Raw genomic sequence first — 12,218 nt, forward strand, 5'->3', positions numbered from 1 at the left:
GCAGCGGCCGGGGCGTCAGGTGCAAGCTCGGCGGTAGCGGTGGGCCACTCGTTGGTTAGAGTGGGCGCGATAATAAGTGCGGTGACGGGCGTTTTGGATGCAGCTCAAACGAGTCTGGCAGTTAAACGCACTTTCGCTGAAGGGGACACCCGTGCATGGCTCTCGTATTCACTAGCAAGCGGAGCATCCGCTATCGGCGTGAGCCTTTCCATTTTTGCCATATTCCATCCAGTGCTTTATGGCCCATTGGGCATCGCCATCATTCTTTCGATTAGCGCGTACAATTTGACAAAATGGGCAGAGCAACTTGAATCAACACCCTTAGAGCGTTGGGCCAAACGATGTTATTTCGGTAAATCCAACGAGACTCCCGTCATTCACTGGAACAGACCCGAGCATGCCGACATCGCTTTTGCTGAACTCAATGCGGCCACGCTAGGACTCCTCACTCACCTGGAGTTCAAAACCCTAAGAGCAGACCCAACAATAAGTTCGAAAATTGGAGGACTGGCAAGTTTAGCTACACAGCGGCATATCAAATTCAGAATCATTTTACCTGGTTTTGACGAGACTAGGTCCGCCTATCACTGGACGCTCACTGTGCATCGCCACGGAGATGGCCTCTCGCCCGACTACACGGGGGGAGAAACTATTATCAGTGGTAAATTTCATCCTTTACCGCACCCTACGACTGCCTTGAGACAGGCTTCGCTGCAAGCCTCCCAGCTTCCAAAATTCCCTGATTACAAAAAAGACAGCATCGTGGTGAATAAAATTAGACACCAAGCCGGCACTGCAAAAAGCGGGTATTTCTATCATGAAGACCTCAGCGGCAGCATCGAACTGAACCCCGATCTCGGCAAGCACAACATCTTAGCTGCAACCCTGTCCGTGATCTATTGGCCCGACCGTGCAATTTCTGATGCATACGCAGAAATAGTTTTAGAGCGAAAAAACTCATGAACAGCCAAAAAAAATACCACCCTCGTCGCGCTCTAGGATGGAAGTACGACCTACCTAGACCCAATGAAACTCCAACTTTGCGCATTGATACAGATGCTTTAAAGCTCTCACCCAACCATGTCAACCTCGTCTATCTCGAGCTACCCAGATCAACATTGAGAATGAGAGGTATAGGGATTATTGGCGGTAGCTTCATGCTTCTCTACCTCACAGCCACATTGTTATTCATCGCTTATATTCTCCTTATAGACACATTCGAACCAGGCTTCACTCTCATATTTATTGGAGGCGGCCCCATCCTTTACTGGCTAATTATCCCCACCATACGAATGGACATTCAACTCCCCCGCGACGAACCCATCCGCTTCAACCGGTTACGCCGCAAAGTCCATTTCTACCAATACCACTTTGACCGATTCCACCTATTCAGCCGCCAACGCTGGGGTATACGCCCGGTTGTCTACGACTGGGATGACCTGATCGCCGAAGCCTGCAGCGTATACGCACCGATGGGCAATGGCGGTCTAATCGAAAACGTCGTGATTTCGGTGATCAAGCCCGGCACTGAAGAGGTAATCGACCGCCTGTTCTTCACCCACGATATCGAGCTAGGAAAGCAGTACTGGGCACTTGCTCAGTTGTTCATGCAACAAGGCCCCCAGGCCCTGCCCGAGTTCGTCCACCCACCCCGAGATTGGAACGATGATTCGCAGTTGAGCCCGATCCACTGCATTGCCCCTAAAGTTAGATGGCCAGAAGAGATAGACTTCGAATCACGCAGCGCGCCGTGCTCTTATTGAATCACACACCTAGTCCACACCATTTCTTAAGAGAGACGTCGAATGAAAACCCACGCGCCAAACATGCCGCGCCGTTCGCTAGGCTGGAAATACGACTTAAGCAAACCTAATGAGCCGCCTGAGCTAAACCTAAGCTTAAGACACCTATATCCCGCACCAAACCAAATCAACAACATCAATCTCGAACTCCCCAGGTCATCGTTAAGAATACGAGGACTTGGCAGCCTCGTGGGTACAATACTGACTGCGAGCTATACCGTGTGGCTCTTGCAGTTCCTCTATGAGACGCTGACACACCAATGGGAGGCGGGCGTGAGCCTCATAGTTTTCACAGTTGGCTTCTCTATTGTTTTATATTGGCTAGTCATCCCGACCATCCGTATGGACATAGAACTCCCCCGCGACGAACCCATCCGCTTCAACCGACTACGGCGCAAAGTCTATTTCTACCAATACCACTTTGACCGACTCCACCTATTCAGCCGCCAACGCTGGGGTGTACGCCCGGTTGTCTACGACTGGGATGACCTGATCGCCGAAGCCTGCAGCGTATACGCACCGATGGGCAATGGCGGTCTAATCGAAAGCGTCATGATTTCGGTCATCAAGCCCGGCACCGAAGAGGTAATCGACCGGCTCTTCTTCACCCACGATATCGAGCAAGGAAAGCAGTACTGGGCACTTGCTCAGTTGTTCATGCAACAAGGCCCCCAGGCCATGCCCGAGTTCGTCCACCCACCCCGAGATTGGAACGATGATTCGCAGTTAAGCCCTATTCGGTGCATTGCCCCTAAAGTTCATTGGCCAGAAGAGATAGACCTCGAATCACGCAGCGCGCCGTGCGCTGGGTGAATCAAACATATAGTCCACACCATTCTTAGGAAAGACGTCGAGTGAAAACCCACGCACCAACCCTGCCGCGCCGTGCACCTGGCTGGAAATATGATTTAAGCAAACCTAACGACAAGCCAGAGCAATGCTCCCGGTCAGCGAGTTTGAAAACACCCCCAAACCATATCTGCCACACCTACTTCGAACTACCAAGGTCAACATTAAGACTCCGGGGCGTAGGTATTTTCGGAGGAGGAATTTCCGTAGCCGTTATCAGCATCATAGCGTTGACTTTAACCTATATGACAATAACAGCCTGGCGAGAGGTTGGCCTCACTCTCATTTTGGTTGGATTATTTTTCGTAATCACAACGTTTTGGGCTGTCATCCCCACCATCCGCATGGACATAGAACTCCCCCGCGACGAACCTATCCGCTTCAACCGGCTACGCCGCAAAGTCTATTTCTACCAATACCACTTTGACCGATTCCACCTATTCAGCCGCCAACGCTGGGGTGTACGCCCGGTCGTCTACGACTGGGATGACCTGGTCGCCGAAGCCTGCAGCGTATACGCACCGATGGGCAATGGCGGTCTAATCGAAAACGTCGTGATTTCGGTGATCAAGCCCGGTACCGAAGAGGTAATCGACCGCCTGTTTTTCACCCACGATATCGAACAAGGAAAGCAATATTGGGCACTTGCCCAGTTGTTCATGCAACAAGGCGCAGAGGCCCTGCCCGAGTTCGTCCACCCTCCCCGAGACTGGAACGATGATTCGCAATTAAGCCCTATTCACTGCATCGCCCCGAAAGTTCAATGGCCAACCGATATCGACATTGAGTCGCGTACGGCACCCGCTGCAGGAGCTAATCTATGAAACCCGTTGCCCTGGTGGGCCATCGCCATGACTGCCCGATACATGGCCCAGGCGTGGTGGAAACCGGCAGTGCGAGCTATCGGTTCAATGGCAAAGCCGTCGCTCGAGTGGGAGATCGCACCAGTTGCGGGGCGCTGATTGTCAGTGGCACCGCGCAGTATCAAATAGACGGCCAATGCGTCGCGCGCCAAGGTGATCGCAGCGATCACGGTGGGATTATCGTCGAGGGGGATAGCGGATGGTTACTGGATGAGTAGAGGAAAAGGATCAAGCCTGGCCGTGCCCCATCTGCTTAGGCGCGAGCCAAAATCCAGGCACAAAAAAAGAGGCCCTAAGGCCTCTTTCTTGTGATCCCAGCGACACACTGAGGATCGAATTTGGAGCGGGAAACGAGACTCGAACTCGCGACCCCGACCTTGGCAAGGTCGTGCTCTACCAACTGAGCTATTCCCGCGTCGTGATAGGTCGCTATTCTAGCGATCTATCAAACAACGTCAACCCCTTGATTCAAAAAAACTTTATTTCTGCTCGGAACCTTCGCGCAGGTGCGGCCAGGCGGCGATCAGGTAGTGCATCATCGACACCAGGGTCAGGCCGGCGGCGACCAGCAGCAGACCATAGCCAAGCACCACCCAGAAGGTCAGCACCGGTGGGTTGGCCAGCAGGATCACCAGCGCCAGCATTTGTGCGGCGGTCTTCCATTTGCCCAGGTTGGACACCGCGACGTGTGCCCTCGCCCCCAGTTCAGCCATCCACTCGCGCAGGGCCGAAACGACGATTTCGCGGCCAATGATCACCGCTGCCGGCAGGGTCAGCCAGAAGTTGGCGTGCACTTGCACCAGCAGCACCAGGGCCACGGCGACCATCAGTTTGTCTGCCACTGGGTCGAGGAACGCGCCGAATGGGGTGCTCTGCTGCAGGCGTCGGGCCAGGTAGCCGTCGAGCCAATCGGTCGCGGCGGCTATCGCGAACACTGTGCTGGCGGCCATGTAGCTCCAGTGATAGGGCACATAGAACAGCAAAATGAAGATCGGGATGAGCAGGACGCGTAGAACGGTGAGCAGATTTGGAATATTCATCGGTACGACTGGCTGCGGGTTGAGCCAGGCATTCTACTCGCTATGCAGGCTGGCATAAATCGACTCGGCAAGCTTTTTACTGATTCCCGGTGCTTTGGCGATCTCGTCGACACTGGCGCGGTTGAGCTCTTGCAGGCCGCCGAAGTGTTTCAGCAGCTCGCGCCGGCGCTTGGGCCCAACCCCGGCGACGTCTTCCAGGCTAGAGGTGGTGCGGGCCTTGCCGCGCCGCGCGCGGTGGCCAGTAATAGCAAAACGGTGGGCTTCGTCGCGGATCTGCTGGATCAGGTGCAGGGCCGCAGAGTCGCCCTTGAGGGTGAACTCGTGGGCCACATCATTGAGGTACAGGGTCTCGAAACCGGCCTTGCGGGTCACGCCCTTGGCCACGCCAAGGAGGGTCATGTCGGTCATGCCCAGCTCCTGCATGACGTCACGGGCCATGTTCAACTGGCCCTTGCCGCCGTCCACCAGCAGCACATCGGGGCGCTTGCCCTCGCCGTCCTTGATCCGCCCATAGCGGCGCATCAGCGCCTGGTGCATGGCGGCGTAGTCATCGCCAGCGGTGACGCCTTCGATGTTGAAGCGCCGGTAATCGGATTTGAGCGGGCCTTCGGGGCCGAACACCACGCAACTGGCCACCGTAGCTTCGCCGCTGGAGTGGCTGATGTCGTAGCACTCCAGGCGCTGCGGGACCTCGTCCAGGCCCAGCACCTGGGCCAGCGCCTCGAAGCGCGCGGCCATGTGTTGGCGATTGGCCAGGCGCGCGTTGAGGGCCTGCTCGGCGTTGGTCACGGCCAGTTGCTGCCAGCGCGCACGGGTGCCGCGCACGCGGTGGGTGATGGCCAACTCGCGACCGCGCAGCGTGTGCACGGCTTCGCTGATGGCTTCGAAGTCCTCGTGCACGACATTGACGATCAGTTCGCCCGGCAGCTCGCGCTCGGCATTGCCCACATAGTACTGGGACAGGAAGGCGGCCATGACTTCGCTGACCTCCTCCTCGATACCGACCTGGGGAAAGAAGTTCTTGCTGCCCAGGACGCGCCCGCCGCGCACGCTGATCAGGTGCACACAGGCACCACCGGGGTTGACGAACGCCGCGACCACATCGACATCACCGGAGCCGCCTTCCATGTACTGCTGATCCTGGACCCGGCGCAGCAAGGCGATCTGGTCGCGCAGCTCGGCGGCTTTCTCGAAGTTCAGGGCCATGGCGGCCTGTTCCATCTCGGCGTTGAGCTCGTTGCCCAGCTGTTGGCTGCGGCCTTCGAGGAACATCACCGAGTGGCGCACATCCTCGGCGTACTCCTCAGGCGTGACCAACCCTACGCAGGGGCCTTTGCAACGCTTGATCTGGTATTGCAGGCAAGGCCGGGTGCGGTTGGCGAAGTAGCTATCTTCGCACTGGCGCACCGAGAAGCCCTTCTGCAACAGGCTCAGGCTCTCGCGGATGGCACCGGCGCTAGGGTACGGGCCGAAATAGCGGCCCTTGGCTTTCTTCGCGCCACGGTGAATCCCCAAGCGCGGGAAGGCTCCGTCAGACAAGAACACATAAGGGTAGGACTTATCGTCGCGCAGGAGAATGTTGTAGGGCGGCCGCCATTCCTTGATCAAGGTCTGCTCAAGCAGCAGCGCCTCGGTTTCGTTGGAGGTAATGGTGGTTTCGACCTGGGCAATGCGCCCCACCAGCGCCGCGGTCTTCGGTGCCAGGCCGGTTTTGCGGAAATAGCTGGCCAGACGCTTCTTGAGGTTCTTGGCCTTGCCCACATAGAGCAGCCGCGCCTCGGCGTCGAACATACGGTACACGCCCGGGCGACCACTGCAGGTCGCCAGGAACGCGCTGGCATCAAAGACTTGGGACATGAGCGGCTTTTATAGGCTTGCGTCGACCATACCGTGGCGAACGGCCAGCAAGGTCAGTTCGACGTCGCTGGTAACCGAGAGTTTTTCAAAGATCCGATAACGGTAAGTATTGACGGTCTTGGGCGACAGGCACAACTTGTCGGAGATGATCTGCACTTTCTGGCAACCGACGATCATCAGGGCGATCTGGATTTCCCGCTCCGACAGCGCATCGAACGGCGAGCCTTGGGGCTGGAACGACTTGAGTGCCAACTGCTGGGCGATCTGCGGGCTGATGTAGCGTTGGCCGGCGAACGCCAGGCGGATCGCCTGGACCATTTCATCCAGCCCCGCACCTTTGGTCAGGTAACCGGCAGCGCCGGCTTGCAGCAGACGCGTAGGGAACGGGTCTTCCTCGCACACGGTGACGGCCACCACCTTGGTGTCCGGATGGCTGCGCAGCAACTTGCGGGTCGCCTCCAGGCCACCGATACCCGGCATCTTGACGTCCATCAGGACCACATCGGGTTTCAGCTCACGGGCAAGCTTGAGGGCCGACTCCCCGGAATCCGCCTCACCCACCACCTGCAGGCCGTCGATATCGGCGAGCATGCGGGTAATGCCGGTACGCACCAGATCGTGATCGTCGACCACTAGGACCCTAATCAAGCAGACACCTCGTCATGGGGGCGATTGGATCCCGCCACCTTAACAAAAAATTTCAGCCTGAACCTAGTGGAATGCGTCCTAGAGATATGCCTGACGATCTAGCCGGCGATTCCTTACAGAATCATCACTACCGGACTCCCCCAGCAAGCGTCCGACCAAGTGCCAGAGGGCTGCCTGATCGCTGGACGGCAAACGTCGGAAGGCGCCCAACAGGCGGTCTTCGTCAACGCTGAGGCTGTCCAGCGGCGCCGGTGTGTGCTGACCACTGAGAACATACAGCGCATCGACCCCTTTAGCTGCGACTGCGGCCAGGTAATCGACTCGCGGGGTTCGCTCACCGCTTTCGTATTTGCCCTGGGCGTTGGGTTCGACGCCACCAATGTCGCCGAACACGCGCTGAGTGAGCCCCAGCCGTTCGCGTTCTTCCCTTAAACGCGGCCCGAATCCTTTCATTTGCAACTCCTTGTCCTTACATCCCAGAACGGATGCGTCCCGCACCCATGTGAATAGCCATGAATCCAGATGGAACTATGCCAATTGGATCCAACAGGCGCAAGGGGGCGAGTTCGCCGCAGGCAAAAACAGCAGAAGGCCACACTCGAAGATGCTCCCACCCATTCAGCATATCGCCCTGTTAAAACAACGTTTTACTGTCAGTCCGAGAGCAGGAAAATCAATCGAGCAACAGCACACAAGCAAAAAAACGACAAAAAAAGAGCCATGAAAAAACCCGGACGAAGCCAACAAAACGCGCTTTTGACGCCATTTTCTCGGCATCAACACCGCAATCGTTTTTTTGACGCCCAACTAACGCCAAACTTTAACACATTGATTTATAACGGTTTTTAAACTTTCACATGACGCGATTAAAGTATTTTTATCGCAAGCAATTTGAAAGCTTGCGAAACAAACAAAAACGCCTTTAGGATAAAAATAGACCACTAAGAAACAGCCTGTAACGCCACTTCCTGAGCGCGGCTTACTTCTGCGCGTCTGCCACTTTGAACACTTCTTGAACTGAGAATCTCGGCCGGCTTTGCCGCGCCTTGGGAGAGGGATCTATGAATATCAGTATCTTTGGACTTGGCTATGTGGGCGCGGTCTGCGCGGGCTGCTTGTCGTCTCGTGGGCATCATGTACTGGGGGTGGATATCTCCCAGGCCAAGATTGACCTGATCAACCAGGGCAAGTCGCCCATTGTCGAACCGGGCCTTGAGCAACTGCTGCTCGACGGTGTACGCCATGGCCGTCTGCGCGGCACTACCGATGTGCAAGCGGCGATTCTGGCAAGCGACCTGTCGCTGCTGTGCGTCGGCACGCCTAGCAAGAAAAACGGCGACCTGGACCTGGTCTACATGGAAGCGGTATGCCGCGAAATCGGCACCGCCCTGCGCGACAAAGGCAGCCGCCACACAGTCGTGGTGCGCAGCACCGTTCTGCCGGGCACCGTCAAGAACGTGGTGATTCCAATTCTGGAAAAGAGCTCGGGCAAGAAAGCCGGGGTCGACTTCGGCGTTGCCGTCAACCCGGAATTCTTGCGTGAAAGTACAGCCATCCAGGACTACGACTTCCCCGCCATGACCGTAATTGGCGAGCTCGACAGCCAGTCGGGCGATCTGCTCGCCTCGCTCTATGAAGGCCTCGATGCGCCGGTGATTCGCAAGTCGATCGAAGTCGCCGAGATGATCAAGTACACCTGCAACGTCTGGCACGCGACCAAGGTCAGCTTCGCCAACGAGATCGGCAACATTGCCAAGGCCTCGGGCGTCGATGGTCGTGAAGTGATGGATGTGGTGTGCCAGGACTACAAGCTCAACCTGTCGCGTTACTACCTGCGTCCAGGCTTTGCCTTCGGTGGCTCGTGCCTGCCCAAGGACGTGCGCGCCCTCACCTACCGCGCTGGCCAGCTCGACGTCGAGCATCCGCTGCTGGCCTCGATCATGGCCAGCAACCGCAACCAGGTCGACACCGCGTTTGACCTCATCGAGCGCCAGGGCAAACGCAAGATTGCCCTGCTTGGCCTGGCCTTCAAGGCGGGCAGCGACGACCTGCGCGAAAGCCCGCTGGTGACCCTGGCCGAACAGCTGATCGGCAAGGGTTACGAGCTGCGCATCTACGACGCCAACGTCGAGTACGCACGAGTGTTCGGTGCCAACCGCGAGTACATCGAAGCGGTTATCCCGCACGTGTCGTCGTTGCTGCACAGCGACCTGCAGCAGGTGATCGACGAGGCCGAGGTGATCGTCCTGGGCAACAACGACGAACGCTTCGCCAGCGCTCTGCAGCAGGGCGGCAACAAGCAAGTGATCGACCTGGTCGGGTTCATGGACGGCACCAGCGACACCCAGCGCCAAGGCATCTGCTGGTAACCGACACGCGCCCGCCCCGCCCTTTCAGGGGTGGGGGTGGGCGCAAACAGGAGCAAAGGCTACATGGAACGAGTGCAACAGCGACCTTTCGAGGCCCCCGGCTACCTGCGCGCAGCCGCCAGCTTCTACGCCTGGGCGTGCCTGGCCGGGCTGATCGCGCTGGCGTCGGAGATGATCGCGCCGCAGTACCTGGACCCGAACCATCACCTGTTCATCTTCATCATCGGCACGCTGGGCATGTGGCGCTATGGCAACGCCATCGTCCATTACCTGCGTGGCATGTACTTCCTGCATTGGCGTTTCCCACGGATGCGTCGCCAGGTCGAGCGGCTGGGCGATGCCGCGCTGCCCTCGCACATGTTCATGGTGGTGACCAGCTTCCGCATCCCGACCCTGACCACCTTCAAGGTCTACCAGTCGGTGTTCCAGGAAGTGCAACGGCTGAAAGTGCCGTGCACGGTGATCGCCTCGATCGTCGAGAGAGGCGATGAGAATTTCATCAAGGACATCATGCGCAACGAGGTGCGCGATCGCGACGACATCAAGCTGGTGATCGTGCGCGCCCGTGGCACCGGCAAGCGTGATGGCCTGGCCCACGCCTTCCGCGCCCTGTCGCGGCAAATGCCGATGGAAGACGCGGTGGTCGGCGTGGTCGATGGCGACACCATGATGCTGCCCGGCTGCGTCGAGCGGGCGGTCAAGCTGTTTGCCGTGCTGCCCAACGTTGGCGGCCTGACCACCAACGAGTTCTGCGAAGTCGAAGGCAGCCGCTGGATGCGTCAGTGGCACTCGATGCGCTTCGTCCAACGGCACATCAACATGTGTTCGATGGCCCTGTCGCATCGGGTGCTGACCCTGACCGGGCGCCTGTCGTTCTTCCGCGCCAGCGTGATGACCGACCCGGACTTCATCCGCGACGTCGAGGCAGACTTCCTCGAACACTGGCGACTGGGGCGCTTCCAGTTTCTCACCGGCGACGACAAGTCCAGCTGGCTGAGCCTGATGCGCGCCGGTTGGGACACCTTCTATGTACCTGACAGCCACACCCTGACCGTCGAGCACCCGCCCAGCGACAGCTTCTGGGTCGCCACCCGCCAACTGATGTTCCGCTGGTACGGCAACTCGCTGCGGCAGAACTTCCGTGCCACCGCCCTGCTCGGCCGTGCGCGCCTGGGGCTGTTCACCTTGTACGTGCTGCTCGATCAGCGGGTGTCGATGTGGACCTGCCTGATGGGCCTGACCGCCTCGGTGGTAGCCGGCTTGGTGTTCGGCATCCAGTACCTGTTGGTGTACCTGTTCTGGGTATTGATCTCGCGCAGCCTGGTGACGGTGCTGTTCGTCTTCGCCGGCCACCCCGTCAGCCCGATGTACCCCTTCGTTCTCTATTACAACCAAATCGTCGGCTCGGTGATGAAGGTCTACGCGATGTTCCACATGGACCAGCAAAGCTGGACGCGGCAGAAAACCACCCTGGCCACCGGCAGCGTCGACTTCGACGCCAGCCTCAATCGCTGGTCCTCGAAGGCGATGCTGTTGAGCTCCATCGCCATCTTCTTCGGGGTCATCACCGTGCTTCTAGAACTCTCGCAACGTTAAGGAAAGGCGCCTGCACATGAGTACAACCAACATCCCCGCAGCCCCGAGCAAGTCCGCAGCCAACATCGTTCACGAGGCGATCGACGAGCGCCAGTACGTGCGCACTCGGATCAATGCCCGCGTGCGCCTCTCCAGTGGCGGCCAGACTGCCTTCGAAACCCAGCTGCAGGATATTTCCCTGGGCGGTATCGGCCTGCTGCACGAAGCCCCGCTGAAGATCGGCGCGCTGTATGACGCCTCGATCCAGCTACGCCTGAACCAGGTCGACCTGGCGATCGAGGGCAAGGTGCGCATCGTTTCCCAGCGCGGCAACGAGGTCGGTGCGCAGTTCGTCGACCTCGATGCGCAAAAACGCGACATCCTGCGCTACATCATCACCGCCTACATGTCTGGCGAGATCGCCGACATCAATGGCCTGTTCAACGTGATGCAGCGAGAAAACTACATCAAGGAACGCAAGCACAAGCACGCCACTGCACGCACCCCCGGCGCGCGCCTCAAGGCCATGGCCGGCACCTTGCTGTACACCGCCGCAGGCCTGGCAGCACTGGGTTTCGTCGGCTACAAGGGCTACCTGCTGTTCTTCCGCATTCCTGCCGTGCAGGCGCAAGTGGCGACCAACGCACAGATCATCAGCATGCCCGACAACGGCTATGTGAAGTACCTGCTGCCAGCCGGCACCACTGAAGTCCAGGCCGGCCAGCCATTGGCAAGCATCTCCACGCAGCTGGCGACCAGCTTCACCAGCCCGGCCGACATGAAGGCGGTGGCCGACCTCGCCCCTGGCGACCTACAAGCCCTGCTTGGCCGCGCCACCATCGAGACGGTGATCAACAGCCCGTGCGACTGCCAGGTGTACTACCCGAGCCAACCGCTCAATGGCTATGGCTACAAGGACGCTCCACTGATGCACCTGCTGCCCAAGGATCAGGGCCTGTTCGTGCGCGCCAACGTGCCGTTCGACAAGCTCGAAGATGTCAGCCGCGTGCGTTCGGTGGACATGCAGGTGTTCGGCCTCGACCAGCATTACAGCGGCAAGGTGGTCGATGCGCGAGTCGATGAAGTCAATCGCAACCTGGCGCTGACCATCCAGCCAGACAGCCCGCTGCCGGCAGCGGCCTATCAGAAGGCGGTGGCGGTCGACCTGTTCCTGGGCCTGCCGTTTGCCAGCGCGAACTGAGCGCGTCGAGAGAG

General features: G+C 58.5%; 11 protein-coding genes, 1 tRNA gene and 1 pseudogene. 8 read left to right on the plus strand and 5 right to left on the minus strand.

The window, feature by feature from the left end; translation table 11 throughout:
* The 5 genes and pseudogenes from ACF8K2_RS16465 to ACF8K2_RS16485 all read left to right on the plus strand — a co-directional run.
* Window positions 1-963 (plus strand): annotated as a pseudogene (locus ACF8K2_RS16465) (hypothetical protein); the annotation flags it as partial.
* Window positions 960-1,763, plus strand: a complete 804-nt coding sequence (locus ACF8K2_RS16470; RefSeq protein WP_392466065.1) for a DUF6708 domain-containing protein — start codon at window positions 960-962, stop codon at window positions 1,761-1,763. The pseudogene ACF8K2_RS16465 and the gene ACF8K2_RS16470, both read left to right, overlap by 4 nt.
* A 42-nt stretch (window positions 1,764-1,805) precedes the next feature.
* Window positions 1,806-2,615, plus strand: a complete 810-nt coding sequence (locus ACF8K2_RS16475; RefSeq protein WP_392466068.1) for a DUF6708 domain-containing protein — start codon at window positions 1,806-1,808, stop codon at window positions 2,613-2,615.
* 41 nt (window positions 2,616-2,656) lie between these two features.
* Window positions 2,657-3,475: a DUF6708 domain-containing protein gene (locus tag ACF8K2_RS16480; RefSeq protein ID WP_392466072.1), complete on the plus strand. Its 819-nt coding sequence runs from the start codon at window positions 2,657-2,659 to the stop codon at window positions 3,473-3,475.
* Window positions 3,472-3,732 carry a PAAR domain-containing protein gene (locus ACF8K2_RS16485; RefSeq protein ID WP_392466074.1) on the plus strand — a complete coding sequence of 87 codons (261 nt, stop codon included), beginning with the start codon at window positions 3,472-3,474 and terminating at the stop codon, window positions 3,730-3,732. Before ACF8K2_RS16480 ends, ACF8K2_RS16485 begins: the two co-directional genes overlap by 4 nt.
* A gap of 121 nt (window positions 3,733-3,853) precedes the next feature.
* On the opposite strand, the gene ACF8K2_RS16490 is transcribed toward ACF8K2_RS16485, so the two are convergent.
* From ACF8K2_RS16490 to ACF8K2_RS16510, 5 genes are all read right to left on the minus strand, one after another.
* Window positions 3,854-3,929, minus strand: a tRNA-Gly gene (locus tag ACF8K2_RS16490).
* Between the two features lie 64 nt (window positions 3,930-3,993).
* Window positions 3,994-4,554 (minus strand): CDP-diacylglycerol--glycerol-3-phosphate 3-phosphatidyltransferase, encoded by a 561-nt coding sequence (gene pgsA, locus ACF8K2_RS16495; RefSeq protein ID WP_186557107.1) that lies wholly within the window; start codon window positions 4,552-4,554, stop codon window positions 3,994-3,996.
* A 33-nt stretch (window positions 4,555-4,587) separates the two neighbouring features.
* Window positions 4,588-6,411: an excinuclease ABC subunit UvrC gene (gene uvrC / locus ACF8K2_RS16500; RefSeq protein ID WP_186557108.1), complete on the minus strand. Its 1,824-nt coding sequence runs from the start codon at window positions 6,409-6,411 to the stop codon at window positions 4,588-4,590.
* Between the two features lie 9 nt (window positions 6,412-6,420).
* A complete protein-coding gene (gene uvrY, locus ACF8K2_RS16505) occupies window positions 6,421-7,059 on the minus strand; it encodes a UvrY/SirA/GacA family response regulator transcription factor (protein ID WP_023631421.1) in 639 nt (212 codons plus the stop codon).
* Between the two features lie 78 nt (window positions 7,060-7,137).
* Window positions 7,138-7,512 (minus strand): helix-turn-helix domain-containing protein, encoded by a 375-nt coding sequence (locus ACF8K2_RS16510; protein ID WP_392466078.1) that lies wholly within the window; start codon window positions 7,510-7,512, stop codon window positions 7,138-7,140.
* Between the two features lie 608 nt (window positions 7,513-8,120).
* On the opposite strand from ACF8K2_RS16510, the gene ACF8K2_RS16515 reads away from it, so the two are divergent.
* The 3 genes from ACF8K2_RS16515 to ACF8K2_RS16525 all read left to right on the plus strand — a co-directional run bounded on the left by ACF8K2_RS16515 (window position 8,121) and on the right by ACF8K2_RS16525 (window position 12,204).
* Entirely contained in the window at window positions 8,121-9,428 is a 1,308-nt protein-coding gene (locus tag ACF8K2_RS16515) for a nucleotide sugar dehydrogenase (RefSeq protein WP_392466080.1), read from the plus strand.
* A gap of 63 nt (window positions 9,429-9,491) precedes the next feature.
* Window positions 9,492-11,024, plus strand: a complete 1,533-nt coding sequence (locus ACF8K2_RS16520; RefSeq protein WP_392466082.1) for a glycosyltransferase — start codon at window positions 9,492-9,494, stop codon at window positions 11,022-11,024.
* Between the two features lie 16 nt (window positions 11,025-11,040).
* On the plus strand, window positions 11,041-12,204 hold the full coding sequence (locus tag ACF8K2_RS16525; RefSeq protein WP_264235879.1) for a PilZ domain-containing protein: 1,164 nt from the start codon (window positions 11,041-11,043) through the stop codon (window positions 12,202-12,204).
* The last annotated feature ends 14 nt before the right edge of the window (window positions 12,205-12,218 follow it).

The sequence above is a fragment of the Pseudomonas sp. xss_2 genome (assembly GCF_043104195.1).
GTDB classification, from domain to species: domain Bacteria; phylum Pseudomonadota; class Gammaproteobacteria; order Pseudomonadales; family Pseudomonadaceae; genus Aquipseudomonas; species Aquipseudomonas urmiensis.

Bases quoted from the DNA above. Each gene is read 5' to 3' on its own strand.
- ACF8K2_RS16470 (WP_392466065.1), top strand. From the start codon at position 960: ATGAACAGCCAAAAAAAATACCACCCTCGTCGCGCTCTAGGATGGAAG.
- ACF8K2_RS16475 (WP_392466068.1), top strand. From the start codon at position 1,806: ATGAAAACCCACGCGCCAAACATGCCGCGCCGTTCGCTAGGCTGGAAA.
- ACF8K2_RS16485 (WP_392466074.1), top strand. From the start codon at position 3,472: ATGAAACCCGTTGCCCTGGTGGGCCATCGCCATGACTGCCCGATACAT.
- pgsA (WP_186557107.1), bottom strand. From the start codon at position 4,554: ATGAATATTCCAAATCTGCTCACCGTTCTACGCGTCCTGCTCATCCCG.
- uvrC (WP_186557108.1), bottom strand. From the start codon at position 6,411: ATGTCCCAAGTCTTTGATGCCAGCGCGTTCCTGGCGACCTGCAGTGGT.
- ACF8K2_RS16510 (WP_392466078.1), bottom strand. From the start codon at position 7,512: ATGAAAGGATTCGGGCCGCGTTTAAGGGAAGAACGCGAACGGCTGGGG.
- ACF8K2_RS16515 (WP_392466080.1), top strand. From the start codon at position 8,121: ATGAATATCAGTATCTTTGGACTTGGCTATGTGGGCGCGGTCTGCGCG.
- ACF8K2_RS16520 (WP_392466082.1), top strand. From the start codon at position 9,492: ATGGAACGAGTGCAACAGCGACCTTTCGAGGCCCCCGGCTACCTGCGC.
- ACF8K2_RS16525 (WP_264235879.1), top strand. From the start codon at position 11,041: ATGAGTACAACCAACATCCCCGCAGCCCCGAGCAAGTCCGCAGCCAAC.